Genomic DNA, 18,289 nt, shown 5'->3' with positions numbered 1-18,289 from the left:
TACATATTCTTATATTTATTTGTTTATATGAAGATTTAAATATAAGAATTTATAGTATTTGTTAATTCAAATATAACTTGCACGACCTATTTTAAATAATTAGTACAAGTTATATTTTTAACTATTATTGAATTATATAGTATATCATATATAATATATAAGGTAGCACATATGTAATAAGTTACAATTTTCAGCATAGGGGGGCTAAAGAACATGGCTCAATTCGTAGTAGAAGAAGCAAAAAGATGTCTTCAATGTAAAAGACCGTTATGTAAAGAGGGGTGTCCAGTAAGTACTCCATTTAATGAGGTTGTAAAACTTTTATTAGAAGGAAATATTATGGATGCTGGTGAAAAACTTTTTAAAAATAATCCGCTTTCTGTTGTGTGCTCGCTAGTATGTCCTCATGAAAAACAGTGCCAGGGCCACTGCGTATTAGGAAGAAAGGGCAACCCAATTCAGGTTGGTTCTGTAGAAAATTACGTTTCAGATTATTATTTAAATTTCATAACTCCTGAAGCAAGAAAGAATACGGAAAAGAAGGTTGCAATTATAGGCTCAGGTCCTGCTGGTATAACCATTGCCATTATCCTTGCATCCAAGGGATATGATATTACTATTTTTGAAGCTCATGATAAGATAGGCGGGGTTCTAAGGTACGGTATTCCAAGCTTTAGATTAGGTAAGGATATCCTTGAAAAGCTTAAAGATAAGCTATTGAGCATGGGAGTAAAAATAAGACCAAACACATTGATTGGACAAGACTTGACTGTTGACAATTTATTTAGAGACGGTTATAAAGCTATATTTATTGGTACAGGGGTATGGAAATCAAAAGCCTTGGGCATTAAGGGAGAATCTCTGGGGCACGTTCACTACGCTATAGATTACTTGAAAAATCCTGAGGTTTATAATCTTGGAAAGAAAGTAGTTGTAATTGGAGCAGGCAATGTTGCTATGGATGTAGCCAGAACTGCTCTAAGACATAGGGCCAGCGAAGTATATATTATGGCTAGAAGAGGTCCAGAGGATGTTACTGCTGAAAAGGTTGAAGTAGAATATGCAAAAATTGACGGAGTAAGATTTGAATATTATAAAGCTCCAGTAGAAATAACTGAGCAAGGCATTAAGTTTGTCAAGACATCAGTAATAAAAGAAGATGATTCCAGAGAACGATTGGTTATGCTTGAGGGAACAGAAGATATATTTGAGGCAGACACAGTAATAATAGCTTCAGGACAAGGCCCAAGAGCAAATATTGTATCCACTACAAATGGAATTAATGTAACTCAAGGCGGACTCGTGGCAACTGATGAATGTGGAAGAACTACAAGAGATGGCATATTTGCTTCTGGTGACGTAGTTACTGGAGCAAAAACAGTGGTTGAAGCTGTGAGGTTATCAAAAATTGTTGCACAGGCAATAGATGATTATGTCTGCAGCAAGTATAATTTAGTATAAATTAAGACGGCAGCCCTTAGTGGCTGCCAATTTTGAGTTGTATAAAAATATAGCTATAGTTTATTTAAAGGCTCTTCAAATCATAATTTTTAATAAAATCAACGAAAGCCTTAACCACATTTAATTTTAAGGAGTCTTCATGATAAAACATCCAGGTTTTCCTTAATATTGGCTCACCATTTTTATCAGTTATGTTAATCATATGAAGATCATCTCTTCCTTTAACTACAATATCCTGCATAATTGCGTAGCCTAAATCATTTACAACCATTTCCTTGCAGGTATCTACCTGGTCTACTTCCATGCTTACTAGAGGAGGTTCTGAAAAATTCTCTGACCACCAATTATCCAGTATGGATCTAAATAAGTAATCAGTTTTATATTCTATTCTTGGAAGTTTAGGAAGATCCTCTAATTGAATTTTATTTTTTGACACGATGCAGACATTTTCCTCTAGCAGCAAATGCTTGCTGTCTGACCAGCTGTAATCTCCCCGCACTAAACTTATATGTACATCCTGATTGTAAACCATATTAAAAACATCTCTGCTCCAGCCGGAAAAGATTTTAAACTCTACCTTTGGATGATGCTGCTTAAAGAGTTTTAGCAGGTGAGGAAGCTTATATTTCATTATAAATTTTGAAACTCCAAGCTTCAAGGTTCCCGAAACATCGTTTTGCATATTAGATATATCTTCTTTTACCTTCTCAAGCTTTAAAAGCATCTCATTAGCGTATTTTGCCAGGTATTCACCTTCAGGAGTAAATGATACACCTCGTCTTCCTCTAACTACAATTTGAATTCCAAATTCCTTTTCAATTTGCTGCAGTCTATTAGTCAGCGAAGGCTGAGAAATATAAAGACTTAAAGCAGTTTTGCTGATATTTTTCTTTTCATATAAAAGTTTTAATATAAGCCAATCTCTATTATCCATAAGAACACATCCAATTTAGATATAGTTTTTTTCTATAGCTGAATATAAAAATACCGTATTTTATTTATTGATTACAGTGTACTAAACTATAAGTACATAAGTCAATAAACGGTTTCAAAGGGGGTAAAATTTAATGGATTTAAAAAAAGCAGCCATTGCAGGCACACTTGAATCTAGTGATGTTCATGTTACTATTGAGCCTAATGATGGTAATGGAGTCGAGCTTTCCATAAAAAGCAGCGTGCTTAGGCAGTACGGAAAACAAATTAAAAAAGTTGTACTTGAAACTCTTGATAATTTAGTGGTAACAGATGCTAAAGTCAGCATAGTCGATAAAGGTGCTTTGGATTGCACTATAAGAGCAAGAGTTGAAGGAGCGGTTTTTCGTTCTATAGAACAGTACGACAGCATTCCATGGAAGGGGTGGTCAGACAATGAATCCAAATAAAAAACGACTTAGAAGAACTATGATGTTTCTAAATGCTCAAAAACCTAGCCTTATGAAGGATGCCTATGTATATAAACCAGACTCTGTTATTTTTGATTTGGAGGATGCTGTAGCAGAAAACCAAAAGGATACTGCAAGGTTTTCACTGTATCATACTTTAAAAGAGGTAAACTACAGAGGGGTTGAAAGAGTTGTAAGAATTAACGGCTTAAATACTTCTTATTGGAAAGAGGATATAAGAGTATCCGTAGCTGGCGGCTGTGACTGCATACGACTTCCAAAATGTGAATATGCCAGTGAAATAAAAGCGGTAGAAGAAGAAATAGGAAAGGCAGAAAAGGAATTTAATAGGCCCATAGGTTCTACGCTGCTTATGGCTGCTGTTGAGTCTCCTAGAGGTATTTTTAATGCTGTAGAGCTATGCGAAGCTACTGACAGGTTAATGGGAATTGCCATTGGCGCTGGCGATTACATGAGAACAATGGGAACTAGAAGGTATGATGACGGACAGGAGATGGCTTTTGCAAGAGGTATGGTTTTAAATGCAGCAAAGCTTGCTGGTATACAGTGCTTTGATACAGCATACACAGAACTCGATAAAATGGATGTATTTGAAACAGAGGTGAAGCTTATAAAGCAGCTTGGATTTGATGGGAAATCCATAATAAGTCCAAAGCAGATTGAAATAGTTCATAGAATCTTTACTCCTACAGAGCAAGAAATTAGACAGGCAGAAAAGGTAGTAAAAGCTATTAAGGAAAATGCAGAAACCGGTGTAGGTGTATTCATGGTAGATGGAAAGATGATAGATATCGCATTTTTAGAAGGTGCAGAAAGAACAATTGCTCTTGCTAAGGCAGCTGGTGTATATAGGGGCGTAGGGATTAATAATCCTTACGTGCAAAAAAGGAATGCAAAGGGGGAATTGTAAGATGCTAAATAAAGCTTTAAGAGAAATTCCTGATGAACTAGTAGTAAATAGAAGAGTCTTTGAAGGTACTCCTAATCAAGATAATGATAAAATTCTTCCATCTATTAAAGAGGCGATTTTAAAGAGTGGGCTTAAAGATGGTATGACTATTTCCTTTCATCATCATTTTCGTGATGGCGATTACGTAGTTAATATGGTAGTTGAGGAAATTGCAAAATTAGGAATTAAGGATATTACTATTTGCGCCAGCTCACTAGGGGATGCACACGATCCAATAGGTAAATATATAGAGGATGGAACTATAACAGGTATTCAAACCTCAGGAGTTAGAGGCAAGATAGGTGAAGCGATTTCAACAGGCAAGCTGAAAAACATAGCTATCATTAGATCCCATGGAGGAAGAGTGAGAGCTATAGAAGAAGGAGAAGTTCATATAGATGTTGCCTTTATTGGAGCTCCAACCTCTGACCCATATGGAAATGCTAGAGGAGTAGGTGGAAAATCAGATTGCGGCGTATTATCCTATTCCATGGTTGATGCAAAGCACGCAGATAAGGTTGTAATAATAACTGACTGTCTTGTAGACTATCCTAATTTTCCTCCAAGTATTCAGGCAGTGGATGTAGACTATGTAGTTGTTGTTGATGAGATTGGTAATCCTAAAAAGATAGTAAGCAATATCATTCGTTTGACTGGAGACCCAAGAGAGCTTAGCATGGCTGACTACTGCACTCGTGTAATGGTTAATTCGCCGTTCTTTAAGGATGGTTTTTCCTTCCAAACAGGAGGAGGAGGAGCTGCACTGGCTGTTAATCTGCTGCTTCGTCCATATCTTGAGGCAGCAGGAATTACAATGAGTTATGCCCTAGGCGGAATTACAAAACCAATGTGCGATCTTTTGGAAGATGGCTTTGTAAAATGTGTGGTAAATGCGCAAGCCTTTGATGCTGGTTCAATTGAGTCAATTAAAAGTAATCCTAAACATTTTGAAATATCCACATCTCAATATGCAAATCCAAGAAATAAAGGTGCACTTGTTAACAAGCTAGATTTTGTTATTTTAGGTGCACTAGAGGTGGATGTTAATTTCAACGTAAATGTAGTTACTGGCTCTGATGGCATTTTAAGAGGTGCACCCGGAGGACATCCGGATACTGCAGCAGGTTCAAAATGTTCAATTATAGTTGCCCCTCTTGTTAGAAGCAGAATACCTACTATCTGTGACAGAGTAGTAACAGTAACAACCCCAGGAGAAGTAGTAGACGTAATAGTTACAGATTATGGTATCGCAATAAATCCTTTAAGACAGGATTTGATTGAGTCGTTAAAGGATTCCGGCCTTCCTATATGCACCATAGAAGAGCTTAGAGATATGGCTTATGAAATGTGCGGCAAACCTGAAGAACTGGAATTTGAGGATAAGGTTGTAGCAATAGTAGAAAGCAGAGATGGTTCAATACTGGATGTTGTTAGGAAACCAAAAGTTTATGAGATATAAATTAAATGACTTAATTTGATGTTTTACTAGAACAGAGGGTATCAAAAGCAGATGCCTTCTGTTTATTTTTTGGTTAGATTGTGCAGTTGAAAAAGTAATTTATAGTTTATGCAATTTATCAATTAATATTAAAATTGTAATATGAGACTATTGATATTATAAAGGAAAAACAAAGCACTTATAGAATAATACAAATTATAAATATTCGGCGATAGTTAGGGGGCATTATCAATGATTAAAGTGACTTTTATAATTCCTTATGATGAAATAAAGGATGAGGTATATAGCCTGTTAAGTGAAGTAAATGAAGAAGATATTGTAATGGACACGACTCAAATAATAGGAACTCAGGAAGCTTTTTTAAAGGATTGCACTTCTGACATAATAATTGCAAGAGGTGTAACTTATCTTGCCTTAAAAAAGAATATGCCTAACATGTCTGTTATTGAAATTGCAGTTACAGGCTATGATGTTATAAGGGCAATAGATGAATGCAAGAGAAAATATAAGCCAAAAAAGATTGCAGTCATAGGCATGGAATCAATGACTTATGGAGCAGACAGCTTAAAAGAAATAATGGGTGTTGAGATTGAAAGCTTTAAAATAGAAAACGAGGAGGAAGCTTTAAGAGCAATTGAGATAGCTGAGCAGAGAGGGGCAGATGCTATTGTAAGCGGCCTTATGACCTATAATATGGCTAAAGCCATGGGTAAAAACTGTGTATGGATTTATACAGGAAAAGAAGCTGTAAGGCAAGCTATAAAGGAGGCAGTTAACGCAGCAAGAGTAGTAAGAAATGAAAGGACAAAGTCAGAGCTTTTTACTATCATACTGGAAAATGCTAAGGAAGCTATTGTGGCAGTAGATAGAGAAGGTAAAATCACAGCTTTTAATAAAGCCGCTTATAAAGCATTAAATATGCCAACTGCAAAAAAGGTAAATGGATATGAAATCAGCAGGGTGATGCCTGGCTTAGAGCTATCCAAGGTAATTAAAAATGGAGAGGAAGAAGCAGGAATTATTGATACTATAAATGATACTGCAATTATATCCACTCGTGTGCCTATAAAGGCTGGAACCTATAAGGCTGGGGCTGTTATAACCTTTCAAAATATAGACAGGATACAGGAAATAGAAAGTAAGATTAGAAAAGAAATGAGCAGCAAGGGTTTGGTAGCCAAATACAGCTTCGGTAATATAGTAGGAAACAGTGCCATATTAAATAAGACTATACAAACCGCCTTCAAATACAGTCAGGTGGATTCAAATATACTCATAATAGGAGAAACTGGAACGGGAAAAGAGCTTTTTGCACAAAGCATACACAATGCTAGCAGCAGACGCTTGGAACCTTTCGTGGCGGTTAATTGTGCTGCTCTTCCAGAAAATCTTTTGGAAAGCGAGCTTTTTGGATATGTAGAGGGAGCTTTTTCAGGAGCTATAAAAGGTGGAAAACAGGGCTTATTTGAGCTGGCTCACAAGGGAACTATATTTTTAGATGAGGTTAGTGAAATCCCTATTAATCTTCAAGCAAAATTACTTCGTGTTCTTCAGGAAAGAGAAATAAGAAAGATTGGCGACCATAGGGTTATACCAATCGATGTTCGTATAGTATGTGCCAGCAATATTGATCTTGAAGAAAGGGTAAGAGAGGGAAAGTTTAGACAGGATGTTTTGTATAGGTTAAATGTATTAAACCTAAGAATACCAGCCTTAAGAGAACGCAGTGAGGATACTGAACTTATCGCTAAGCATTTTATAGAAAAATACTGCAGAAAGTTTGGAAAATTTATTCCTGAACTAACTTGCGATGCTGTAAAGGCTTTGAGCAGCTACAGCTGGCCGGGGAATATTAGAGAGCTTAGAAATATTTGCGAAAGATTAGTTGTATTTTCAGAAGAGGAATATATTACACATCAAGAGGTACAGGAGTTATTAAATATAAATGATAGTGTAAATAATATTGTTCCAAAAGAAGCTGATGTAAATGCAGAGGATGATATTGAGATAATGCTAAAGCTTATGAAAAGTATGAGTCTAAATAAAACTGAGGTAGCTAAGATTCTTGGAATAAGCAGAACAACCTTGTGGAGAAGGTTAAAGGAAGATAAATGATGCTCTGAAACAAATTTGAAACATAATGTTTCAATTAATAAAATATGGTGGTCTATTTTCCGTGTAAAAATATAAAATTGAAAATGTAAACCTTTTTATTTAAAAAGTTAATCTCGGGAAAGCAAGGATTATAAGTGCTTTTTCCGCGTTAAAAAAATTTTTTAGAAAAAACTTCTCACTTCTATGAATTTGGCACGACTCTTGTTATATATAGAAGCGTAAATAAAATACTTGAAAAAATATTTAATGTGGAAGGGGGAGGTGAGTATGTTTTCTGAAACATACATGGACAAACCTATATTAGGAATACTTCTTGGAGATGCTGCTGGTGTAGGTCCTGAAATTGTAGCTAAAGTAGCTGCAAAGGGTTTACTAAATGAATATTGCCATCCAATTATAATTGGAGATGCAAGGGTATTAAAGCTTGGAATGAAAATAGCGGAGGTTGATTTTCCACTAGATGTAATCGATGACATTGACTGTGCTAATTGGAGCAGTGGAATTCCTGTGTTTGACCAAAAGAATTTAAATCCAGAGGAGATAGCTTTAGGAGAGGTAAGTCCTATATGCGGAAAGGCTTCAGGAGATATGCTAGTAACAGCAGTAAATCTTTATAAAGAAGGAAAAATTCACGGTTTCTGTTTTGCTCCGTTAAACAAGGGGGCATTAAAAAAAGCAGGCTTTAATTATGAAAGCGAGCATTATTTATTTGCACACCTTTTTAATTGGAAAGAACCCTTTGGAGAAATAAATGTGCTTGATGAACTATGGACATCTCGTGTAACAAGCCATATACCAGTTAAGGAGATTAGCGACAGGCTTTCAGTTGAAACCATACTAAGAGCTATGAGGCTTGTTAGTAAAACTTTAGAGCGTGCGGGGATGGAAAACGCTAGAATTGCAGTGGCTGCTTTAAATCCTCATGCTGGAGAAAATGGATTATGTGGACGAGAGGAGCTGGATGTTATTATTCCAGCAATGGAAGAAGCAAAAAAGCTTGGAATAAACGCAGTTGGCCCATATCCTTCAGACATTTTGTTTATTAAGGCTTTCAAAGGAGAATTTGATGCTGTAGTTACAATGTATCATGATCAAGGTCAGATAGCTATGAAGCTTAAGGGCTTTGAACAAGGGATAACAATAGCAGGAGGACTTCCAGCAGCTATTGTTACAGCCTCACATGGAACAGCCTATGATATAGCAGGGAAAGGAATAGCAAAGACTGAAGCCTTTGAAAATGCTGTTAAAATGGCTGCTAGAATAGCATTAAGTGACAGACAAAGAAAAGAATCAAATGCATCATAAAATTTTAAAGCTTAATTTATAAGAAGTAAACTATGTAACTAGATATCATGAAATCATGAAATCTTGATATCAAGATATCGCGATAACTTTTTATTAGAAAAATATATGGGAAAGTTGGAGGGGGAAACATGAAAAAAATATTTAGCCTTGTTATTACAGCTGTGTTAACAACAAGCATTCTTGGAGGCTGCACTACAAAGCCTGCAAATGGGGAAGCAAAAAAAGATTGGACACCTGAAAAGGAAATTGAATTTGTTGTACCTTCAAGCGCTGGTGGGGGAAGCGACTTAAATGCAAGAACAATATCTGATTTAGCTTTTAAAAATAAATTCTCGCCTAAGAACTTTATGATAGTAAATCAGGGTGGCGGCTCAGGAGCAGTTGCATTTACAAATGTTAATGCTAAGAAGGGAAATCCTAATACACTTATGGTACTTCACTCTGGACAAGTTATGGGGTCCTATGTTAACAACTGGGATGTTAAAGCTGAAATGCTTACTTATATCGGTGTTGTTGCCTTCGACGATTTAACTCTTTGTGTAAAGAAGGAATCAAAGTTTACAGACATTAAGAGCCTTTTAGCTGCTGTTAAGGAAAAGCCTGAAAGCGTAAAAATAGGAGGCTCTCAAAGAGGAAACAGCGACCATCTATCCTTTGAACTTTTAAATAAAAATACTAATTCAAAATTTACCTATGTTCAGTTTAATAGCTCAGGAGATGCTATGTCAGCACTTCTTGGAGGACACGTTGATGCCGCAATATTCAATCCTTCAGAAGTTATGGGACAAATTCAAGCAGGAAAGGTTATTCCATTAGCTGCGTTCTCATCAGAAAGACTTACAGGAGTATTTAAGGATACACCAACCTTTAAAGAACTTGGCTATAAGGATATAGAAGTTAGGGAAGTTAGAGCTATAGCAGGACCACCTTCAATGCCAGCAGAAGCTGTAAAGTTCTATGAGGATATGTTAAAGAAAGTTACTGAGACTGATGATTGGAAGAAGAATTATATTGAGAAGAATCTTTTAACTCCTAAGTACATGAATGCAGCTGATACAAAAAAATTCTTCACAGAGCAGATAGAGCTCTACAAGAAGGTATTCACAGAAGTAGGAGTTATGAAATAGACACAGCGTCTTTATAAAAGGGGTGACCTTGGTTGAAAAAGTTTGTTTATATTGTTTCGATAATAATGGGATTATATTGGATAATAGGAGGAGTTTCTTATGGCTTCTGGGTTAGAAAAGGCCCAGGGGGTGGGTTTCTTCCTATAATCGCTGGCATCATGGCAATACTGTTTTGCTTGTCAGCACTTTGGTCTGAACGTAAAGATAAGTCTCCTAGCGGGTTTAACTGGCTGGCATTTATACCAGCCGCCGCTCTTCTTGCAATGGTAATGCTTTCATATGTGCTGGGAATGGTTGTTTCTATGGCAATATATATTTTTGTATGGCTTAAGTTTATAGAGAAACATACTCTTAAGAGTGCTATAAGCATTGGAGTTGGAACTGCTGCTGTTATTTATTTGATATTCGTATTCTGGCTTAGAGTTCCACTGCCTCTAGGAGTATTTGAAGCTCTTCTGTAATACTTTAATTAATGAAAGTGAGTTGAGACTATGGAGAATTTTGATTTACTAATGCATGGCTTTCAGACAGCTTTGACTATGCAAAATTTGCTTGCTGCACTTATAGGCGCAATAATTGGACTTGTAGTTGGTGCTATGCCCGGCATAGGTTCCTTGTCAGGAGTAGCAATGCTTTTGCCGCTTACCTTTAAGCTTCCTCCAACTACAGCTATCATAGGGTTAGCAGCACTATACTATTCAAATATGTACGGCGGTTCTTTCAGTGCAATACTTTTAAATATACCCGGAGATTCACCTGCTGTGTGTACTGCTATGGATGGATATCCACTTGCCAGAAACGGCAGGGCAGGTACAGCTTTATCAACTTCTACTGTTTCCTCCTTTGTAGGTGGAACCATAGGGATAATAATTTTGACAATATGTGGTCCACTGCTTGCCGATGCAGGGCTTGCTTTTGGACCTCCAGAACTTGCTCTTTTAATACTATTGGCGCTTACATCTATAGGCTGGATATTAGGCGAAAATCCCAAAGCAGGACTTGTGGCAACAGCACTAGGTATCATGATAGCTACAGTTGGTATAGACAGAGCAATAGGACAGCCAAGATTCAGCTTTGGAAATCCTAATCTACTTAGCGGAGTAGCTTTTATTCCTCTAGTAATAGGCATGTTTGGCTTCAGCCAAGTTATAGACATGGTAGTAAATAAAAATAACTACAAATCAGATGGAGTAAGAAAAGTAACTTTTAGAGAAAGCGTATTAAAAAAGCATGAAATAAAAAGAATTATGCCTGCAACAGTTCGTACTGGAATTTTAGGAACCTTTATAGGTGTTCTTCCTGGAGCAGGAGCAACTACAGCATCATTTCTATCCTATATAATGGAGAAAAGAATAAATAAAAACAAAGAAGAAATAGGTAAGGGAGCAATCGAAGGTGTGGCAGCAGCAGAGTCTGCTAATAACGCAGCAGCTGCAGGAGCCTTTGCACCGCTTCTTACACTAGGTATTCCGGGATCAGGTACAACAGCAGTGCTTTTAGGCGGACTTATGATGTGGGGATTAAGACCAGGACCGCTGCTATTTAAAGAAAATCCAGACTTTGTATGGGGACTTATTGGGTCAATGTATATTGGAAATATAATATGCCTTTTAATCTCCTTTGCTTGTATACCTCTAATGATGAAGGTTGTTAAAGTGCCTAGCTCAGTTATGGTGCCAATAATATCTGTAGTATGTATCGTTGGAACCTATTCAGTAAATAACAGTATGTTTGATGTTGTACTTATGATTTGCATGGGTATTGTGTCTTATTTAATGAGCCTTGCCAGCATACCAGCAGCACCACTTCTATTAGCCTTTGTATTGACTCCGATGCTAGAAACCTATGCAAGGCAGGCCTTTGATATGTCCAATGGAAGCTTAAGCATATTTGTTGGAAGCAAGATTTGTATAGGACTTATTGTTTGTATAATGGGCTTCTGTCTAGCACCTTTTATAAAGAAGTTTATTAGCAAAAAAAGGGTTATTCCTGAACAAAAAGCTTTATAAAAACTTTAGACTAAGAATTTGTAAATGAATCACTATGGGATGCTTTAAACAAACTAAGGCATCCCAATATTCTAGGTGAAAGGGTGGAAATGTATGAAAAACCTAAAGGCCTTTATGAAGATAGGCATAATTCACAGCATGGCATTTCCTTCTTCATTTGAAAGTAAAGAAGCTATGCTTAAAGCATTTAAGCATATTGCTCTTGATGACTATTTTGATGTTATTGAAATAGGTAAAATAAAAGATTTAGAAGCAAGAGAGCATATAAGGAAAATACTTGAGACTAGCAAATTAGCTTGTGCTTACAGCGGTCATTCAAGGCTTCTATCAAGTGGTCTCAGTATAAATTCCTTAAATGAAGAAGAAAGATTAAAAGCTGTTGAGGAGCTTAAAAGAGGCATCGATGAGGCTTATTATATGAAAGCTTTAGATTTTTCCTTTTTAAGCGGTCATTATATTGAACATAAAAAGGAAGAGGCCTTAGAAGCGCTTGTTAAGTCGACAAAAGAGCTTTGCAGCTATGCTTATGAAAAAGGCGATATGCCTGTGCTTCTAGAGGTTTTCGATTATGATATAGATAAAAAAAGCCTCATAGGACCGGTGGAACTGGTGAAACGTTATGCAGAAAAGGTCGGGAAGGAGTATTCAAACTTTGGGATAATGGTGGATTTGAGCCATCTGCCACAGCTAAGAGAAAGTCCAAGACAGGCTATTCTGCCTATAAAGAATTATATAAAGCATATTCATATAGGAAATGCTGTGGTGAAGAATCCAAGCATGGAGGCTTATGGAGATATGCACCCAAGGTTTGGCTTTCCGAACAGCGAAAATCATGTGGAGGAACTTATAGAGTTTCTAGAGGTTCTTCTGGAGATAGGATACTTAAATACAGAAAATCCGCCTGTAGTAAGCTTTGAAGTAAAGCCAAGACCTTATGAGGATGAGCTGCTAGTAATAGAGGGCTCAAAGAGAGTTTTAAATGAAGCGTGGGGAAGGGTAGGTAGAGATAAATGAAGCTATGTTATCAGGTTGCGACACCAGACGTTTCTATAGTACCATCAGTGACAGCTTTTCAAGGAAAGCTAAGTCATAGCTTTGGAAGGCTTGGAGAATTAGGGTACGACGGAGTGGAACTTATGACCTTAAATCCCCTTGAGCTTAATTGGGATGAGGTTAGGAAAGAAGCTGAAAAAAATAGGCTTGATGTGGTACTTGTTTGCACAGGAGAAATATTTGGACAGAAAAAGCTTTCCTTTATGGATAAGAATGCAGAGGTAAGGCAAAATGCAAGAGCTAGGGTAAAGGAGATAATAGACTTTGCTTCTTATCTTGGTGCTTATATAAATATTGGAAGAGTGAGAGGGCAGTACACAGATGAGCTTCCTAAGGAAGTGTCTTATGGATATGCAATAGATGCTTTCAAGGATATAAGCGAATATGCAGGAAAGAAAGAAGTAAAAATTGCATTGGAAACAGTAACTATTATGCAGACAAATTTTATCAATACAGTGGAAGAAGCTGTGAAGGTAATTAAAGATGTAGATAATGAATACTTCAGGCTTATGATGGATATATTCCACCTTAATATAGAAGAAAAGGATATGTTTGAAACCATTAAAAACTATGCTGAGTATAATATTCACGTACACTTGGCAGATAACAACAGAAGATACCCAGGACATTGCGGCTTGAATTTTGAAAAAATTATAAAAGCCTTTAAGGAAGTGGGCTATGATGGAGCCTTTTGCACAGAAATTTTCCAAATTCCAGATCAGGAGTCTGCTGCAATTGGTGCAGTAGAGCATCTAAGACCTATATTCAACAAGATTTACGGATAAGGAAGTGAAAATAAATGGCTAAGGTAGCATTGATTCATACAGTAAGGAGTGTGCTAAATACCTTTGATGAAAAGATTAAAGAAGCAATGGGAGATATAAAGATAGTAAATACTTTAGATGAATTTTTAGCCAGCGACCCTGCAGAAAAAGGGGAGTTTACAATTGAGAATATGAACAGGCTGTTTTCTTTCATAAAATGTGCTGAGATGACTGATGCTGATGTTGTGGTTGTAAGCTGCTCCACCTTATCTCCAACAGTTGAAAAAATAAGACCTTTTGTAAGAATACCTGTTATAGCTATAGATGATGCAATGATTAAAGAAGCAGCTGAATGTGGGACTAAAATTACAATACTTGCTACTGCAGATAGTACTATTGAACCAACAAAGTCAAAGCTCTTGAGGGAAGTAGAAAAGCTTAATAAAGAAGTGGAAATTTCGGTAATAGTATGTCCTGAGGCCTATACAGCAATTAAAGCTGGTGACATAAAGCATCATGATGAAATATTGAAAAAGAAGTCTTTAGAAATAAAACAACAGGATGTAGTTATATTAGCACAGGCTTCTATGGCACATTTGCAGGAAGTGATAGGGAAAATTTGCGGATGTACCGTATTGTCAAGTCCAAGCCTTTGTATAAAAGAGCTTAAGCAGACTTTGGAGGCATTAAACAAACTTTAGTAGATAGAAGGGGGTAATGGGTAAATGGAAGCAGAAAGAGTTAAATTTTTAGAAGAAAAATGCAAGGGATTTAGAATAGATTTAATAGAGCTTCTTCACAAGATACAGACAGGGCATCCAGGAGGTTCACTATCCGCTGTGGAAATAATAACAACGCTTTATTATGAGAAGATGAATGTAGATTCAGCTAAGCCTAAAGCAGAGGATAGGGATAGGTTTGTGCTGGCTAAAGGTCATGCTGCTCCAATATACTATAGAGTTCTTGCAGAAAAAGGATTTTTTAAAAAAGAAGAATTAAGTACTCTAAGACAGATAAACAGCAGGCTTCAGGGGCATCCCTGTGCAAAAAAGACACCCGGTGTTGAACTTTCTACAGGTCCCTTAGGACTTGGACTTTCTGCGGCAGTAGGTATGGCAGCTTCAGCAAAACAGGATAAAAAATCTCTTTATACTTACGTTTTGATGGGAGATGGAGAGCTTCAAGAGGGTATAGTTTGGGAAGCAGCTATGGCAGCGAGCAAGTTTAAGCTTGACAACCTTATAGCAATTGTTGATAACAATGGGGTTCAACTTGATGGAACTGTGGAAGAAATAATGCCTATGGGAAGCTTAAAGGATAAATGGAGCGCCTTTGGCTGGAATGTAGTAGAGACAGATGGACATGATATATCAGCTTTTTCAGAAGCAGTGGACAAGGCAAAGGAATTAAAGGGTAAGCCTGTTGTGATACTTGCAAAGACTGTAAAGGGTAAGGGAGTATCCTTTATGGAGGGCAAGAACATTTGGCATGGTAAGCCTATAAGTAATGAAGAATATGAAAAGGCGTTAAAGGAACTGGGACATAACAATTAATAATTGTTATGTGCAGAATAAGGAATACAGGAGGGTCAGTAAATGGCTAAGAAAGCAATAAGAGATGCCTATGGTGAAGCACTGGTTAAGCTTGGGCGGGAGAGAAAAGATATAGTTGTTTTAGATGCAGATGTAGCAAATTCTTCTAAGAGCATTTTGTTCGGCAAAGAATTTCCTGAAAGATTTTATAATGTTGGAATTTCTGAAGCAAATATGGCTGGAATGGCAGCTGGAATGGCTACAATGGGCAAAGTACCTTTTATAAATACCTTTGCAGCCTTTATGATGCTTAGGGCAGGTGATCCTATAAGAAGTCTTATAGCTTATCAAAACTTGAACGTTAAAATAGGCGGTACCTATGCAGGCCTTTCAGATTCTTATGATGGTGCAAGTCATCATGCCAATAAGGATATAGCCTTCTTTAGAAGCATTCCAAATATGACGGTTATATCAGTGTGCGATGCTGTAGAAACTGAAAAAGCTGTTAGGGCAGGAATTGACATAGATGGACCTGTATATTTTAGATTAAGCAGAGCAGATATGCCAATTATATTTGATGAAGACTATAACTTTGAAGTTGGCAAGGGAGTTATTTTAAGAGAGGGCAAGGATGCAACTATAGTAGCCACAGGACTTATGGTGCATAAGGCTTTAGAGGCTACAGAACTTTTAAAGCAGGATAATATAAGTGCTAGAGTAGTTAATCTTCATACTATAAAGCCAATTGATAAAGAGCTTTTAGTAAAGTGTGCAAAGGAAACAGGTGCTGTAGTTACTGCAGAGGAGCACAGCATATATGGAGGGCTTTACGGAGCTGTTTCAGAGGTTTTATCTAAGGAATATCCTGTACCTATGAGTGCAGTTGGAATAGAAGATACTTTTACCGAATCGGGAGATTACGAGCAGCTGCTTTCTAAATATGGATTAACAGCTGAAAATATAGCAAATAAGGTTCGTGAGATTTTAAAGAGAAGTATTGCTATGGAGCCTAAGCCAATTGTCGACTATTCTAATGAATTAAAATAGATTAATTTTTAAAGGGATGGGTGAGTATAATGAATGAATCAATCAAGAAATATATGAAGGTAGGACTAATTCATTTTATGGCATATCCAAGCTGTATTAAGGGTGAGGGACCTATAGAAGAAACGTTAAGAAAGATAGCCTTGGACGATTATTTCGATGCAGTTGAAATCACTTGGATAAAGGATAAGAATGTAAGAGAAAGAGCAAAAAAGATAATAGAAACTTCTTATCTGACAGTAGGATATGGAGCTCAGCCAAGACTACTTACTACAGGTTTTAATATAAATCATTTGGTGGAAGAAGAAAGACTTAAGGCCTTACAAACTCTTAAAGAAGGTATAGATGAGGCTTATGAGATAAATGCAGCAGGTTTTGGCTTCTTGAGCGGTAAGTACCCAGAGGACAGATTAGAGGAAGCTTTTGAAGCCTTGGTTAAATCAACTAAGGAACTATGCAGATATGCTAAAGAAAAAGGAAACATGCCAATACTTCTAGAAGTATTTGATTATGATATTGACAAGAAGTCCTTAATAGGACCAGCGCAGCTTGCAAAGAGGTTTGCAGAAGAAATAAGAAAAGAACATGACAATTTTGGGCTTATGGTGGACTTAAGCCATATACCTCAAATACATGAAACCATAGAGGAATCGCTGCTGCCAGTTAAAGATTATATTCTTCATGCTCATATGGGAAACTGTGTTGTAAAAGACCCGTCAATGGCCGCATACGGCGACCAGCACCCAAGGTTTGGCTTCCCTAATGGAGAAGTGGATGTTGACCAGATGGTAGAGTATTTAAGAATGTTAAAGGATATAGGCTTCATAAGCGAAGAAAGAAGACCTATAGTGAGCTTCGAAGTTAAACCCTTTGGAGATGAAGATCCAGATTTAGTAATTGCAAATGCAAAGAGAGTATTAAATCTTGCTTGGGCTAAAGTATAAAATTAAATATGTGCTAGTAAGTATAAGCTAAGAGGAGGTTAAATTATTTATGAAAATAGTAGTATTAGATGGATATACGTTAAACCCAGGAGATATAACCTGGGAGGGAATTGAAAAACTTGGCGAGCTAACTGTATATGACAGAACAGCCTATAGTTTAAGTGGTATAGATTTAGTTATAGAGAGAGCAAAGGATGCAGAAATAGTATTTACAAATAAAACCCCAATGCCAAAAGAAGTTTTAGATAAACTTCCAAATTTAAAGTATATAGGGGTTTTGGCTACAGGCTATAATGTAGTAGATATTGTAGCAGCAAAGGAAAAGGGAATTGTAGTAACAAATGTTCCTACCTACGGTACAGATTCTGTTGGACAAATGGCAACTGCATTACTGCTTGAAATGTGCCATCATGTCGGAGCACACAGTGAATCTGTAAAAAGAGGAGAATGGGAAAACAATGCAGACTGGTGCTATTGGAACTATCCTCTTATAGAGCTTTCGGGTAAGACAATGGGGATAATAGGTTATGGCAGAATAGGCCAGTCTACAGGAAGAATAGCACAGGCTTTAGGAATGAAGGTTTTAGCTTTTGACTCCTATCAAAATGAGGCTTTAGTTTGCGAAACAATGAAATATACAGATTTGGATACCCTGCTTGAAAACTCAGATGTTATATCCTTGCACTGCCCTCTCTTTGAAAGCACACAGGGCATAATTAACAAGGATACAATAGCAAAGATGAAGGACGGGGTTATGATACTAAACACCTCAAGAGGTCCTTTAGTGGTTGAAGAAGACCTGGCTGAAGCTTTAAACAGCGGAAAGGTAGCAGGAGCAGCTTTAGACGTTGTTTCGAGTGAGCCAATAAAGGCGGATAATCCACTTTTAAAGGCAAAGAACTGCATAATTACACCTCATATATCTTGGGCACCTAAAGAGTCAAGGCAAAGACTTATGGATGTTGCAGTGAATAATTTAGAAAAGTTCCTTGCTGGAAATGCAGTGAATGTTGTAAATAAATAGGGTTAACTATAGTTAAAGAGTCTGGTTGGAAAATAAACTTTAAGTGTTATTTTTCAACCAGACTTTGTTTTTATGTCAATGTACCCAGTCAATTAATCAA

Annotated in this window: 17 protein-coding genes; 16 read left to right on the top strand and 1 reads right to left on the bottom strand. The window is 36.9% G+C overall.

Features of this window, described 5'->3' with window-relative positions; translation table 11 throughout:
- The first annotated feature begins 213 nt into the window (after window positions 1-213).
- Window positions 214-1,461, top strand: a complete 1,248-nt coding sequence (locus tag NBE98_RS21450) for an NAD(P)-dependent oxidoreductase (protein ID WP_250817090.1) — start codon at window positions 214-216, stop codon at window positions 1,459-1,461.
- A gap of 64 nt (window positions 1,462-1,525) precedes the next feature.
- On the opposite strand, the gene NBE98_RS21445 is transcribed toward NBE98_RS21450, so the two are convergent.
- The gene (locus NBE98_RS21445) at window positions 1,526-2,395 is read right to left on the bottom strand and encodes a LysR family transcriptional regulator (protein ID WP_250817088.1); all 870 of its coding nucleotides are present in this window, start codon (window positions 2,393-2,395) and stop codon (window positions 1,526-1,528) included.
- A 133-nt stretch (window positions 2,396-2,528) separates the two neighbouring features.
- Here NBE98_RS21445 and citD point away from each other — a divergent pair, with 133 nt between their 5' ends.
- The 15 genes from citD (at window position 2,529) to NBE98_RS21370 (ending at window position 18,189) form a co-directional block, all read left to right on the top strand.
- Window positions 2,529-2,843, top strand: a complete 315-nt coding sequence (gene citD / locus NBE98_RS21440) for a citrate lyase acyl carrier protein (RefSeq protein ID WP_250817086.1) — start codon at window positions 2,529-2,531, stop codon at window positions 2,841-2,843.
- Window positions 2,830-3,774, top strand: a complete 945-nt coding sequence (locus tag NBE98_RS21435) for an aldolase/citrate lyase family protein (RefSeq protein ID WP_250817084.1) — start codon at window positions 2,830-2,832, stop codon at window positions 3,772-3,774. Before citD ends, NBE98_RS21435 begins: the two co-directional genes overlap by 14 nt.
- A 1-nt stretch (window position 3,775) precedes the next feature.
- Window positions 3,776-5,272, top strand: coding sequence for a citrate lyase subunit alpha (citF, locus tag NBE98_RS21430; RefSeq protein ID WP_250817082.1), 1,497 nt, complete (start codon window positions 3,776-3,778; stop codon window positions 5,270-5,272).
- A gap of 231 nt (window positions 5,273-5,503) precedes the next feature.
- Window positions 5,504-7,387, top strand: coding sequence for a sigma 54-interacting transcriptional regulator (locus NBE98_RS21425; RefSeq protein ID WP_250817080.1), 1,884 nt, complete (start codon window positions 5,504-5,506; stop codon window positions 7,385-7,387).
- A gap of 267 nt (window positions 7,388-7,654) precedes the next feature.
- Window positions 7,655-8,692 (top strand): 4-hydroxythreonine-4-phosphate dehydrogenase PdxA, encoded by a 1,038-nt coding sequence (locus tag NBE98_RS21420; RefSeq protein WP_250817078.1) that lies wholly within the window; start codon window positions 7,655-7,657, stop codon window positions 8,690-8,692.
- 128 nt (window positions 8,693-8,820) lie between these two features.
- A complete protein-coding gene (locus tag NBE98_RS21415; protein ID WP_250817076.1) occupies window positions 8,821-9,819 on the top strand; it encodes a tripartite tricarboxylate transporter substrate binding protein in 999 nt (332 codons plus the stop codon).
- A 32-nt stretch (window positions 9,820-9,851) separates the two neighbouring features.
- Window positions 9,852-10,280 carry a tripartite tricarboxylate transporter TctB family protein gene (locus NBE98_RS21410; protein WP_250817074.1) on the top strand — a complete coding sequence of 143 codons (429 nt, stop codon included), beginning with the start codon at window positions 9,852-9,854 and terminating at the stop codon, window positions 10,278-10,280.
- Between the two features lie 30 nt (window positions 10,281-10,310).
- On the top strand, window positions 10,311-11,828 hold the full coding sequence (locus tag NBE98_RS21405; RefSeq protein WP_250817072.1) for a tripartite tricarboxylate transporter permease: 1,518 nt from the start codon (window positions 10,311-10,313) through the stop codon (window positions 11,826-11,828).
- A 93-nt stretch (window positions 11,829-11,921) separates the two neighbouring features.
- Complete coding sequence (locus NBE98_RS21400; RefSeq protein ID WP_250817070.1) at window positions 11,922-12,842, top strand: sugar phosphate isomerase/epimerase family protein; 921 nt, start codon at window positions 11,922-11,924, stop codon at window positions 12,840-12,842.
- On the top strand, window positions 12,839-13,666 hold the full coding sequence (locus NBE98_RS21395) for a sugar phosphate isomerase/epimerase family protein (protein ID WP_250817068.1): 828 nt from the start codon (window positions 12,839-12,841) through the stop codon (window positions 13,664-13,666). Before NBE98_RS21400 ends, NBE98_RS21395 begins: the two co-directional genes overlap by 4 nt.
- A 14-nt stretch (window positions 13,667-13,680) precedes the next feature.
- Window positions 13,681-14,346, top strand: coding sequence for an aspartate/glutamate racemase family protein (locus NBE98_RS21390; RefSeq protein WP_250817066.1), 666 nt, complete (start codon window positions 13,681-13,683; stop codon window positions 14,344-14,346).
- 24 nt (window positions 14,347-14,370) lie between these two features.
- Entirely contained in the window at window positions 14,371-15,198 is an 828-nt protein-coding gene (locus NBE98_RS21385) for a transketolase (RefSeq protein ID WP_250817064.1), read from the top strand.
- Between the two features lie 42 nt (window positions 15,199-15,240).
- Window positions 15,241-16,224: a transketolase family protein gene (locus NBE98_RS21380; RefSeq protein WP_250817063.1), complete on the top strand. Its 984-nt coding sequence runs from the start codon at window positions 15,241-15,243 to the stop codon at window positions 16,222-16,224.
- Between the two features lie 29 nt (window positions 16,225-16,253).
- Window positions 16,254-17,165 (top strand): sugar phosphate isomerase/epimerase family protein, encoded by a 912-nt coding sequence (locus NBE98_RS21375; RefSeq protein WP_250817062.1) that lies wholly within the window; start codon window positions 16,254-16,256, stop codon window positions 17,163-17,165.
- A gap of 49 nt (window positions 17,166-17,214) precedes the next feature.
- Entirely contained in the window at window positions 17,215-18,189 is a 975-nt protein-coding gene (locus tag NBE98_RS21370) for a D-2-hydroxyacid dehydrogenase (protein ID WP_250817060.1), read from the top strand.
- The last annotated feature ends 100 nt before the right edge of the window (window positions 18,190-18,289 follow it).

Origin of the sequence: Clostridium swellfunianum, from assembly GCF_023656515.1 — a bacterium.
GTDB lineage: Bacteria > Bacillota > Clostridia > Clostridiales > Clostridiaceae > Clostridium_AT > Clostridium_AT swellfunianum.
This window is presented reverse-complemented; position numbering and strand designations above follow the sequence as displayed.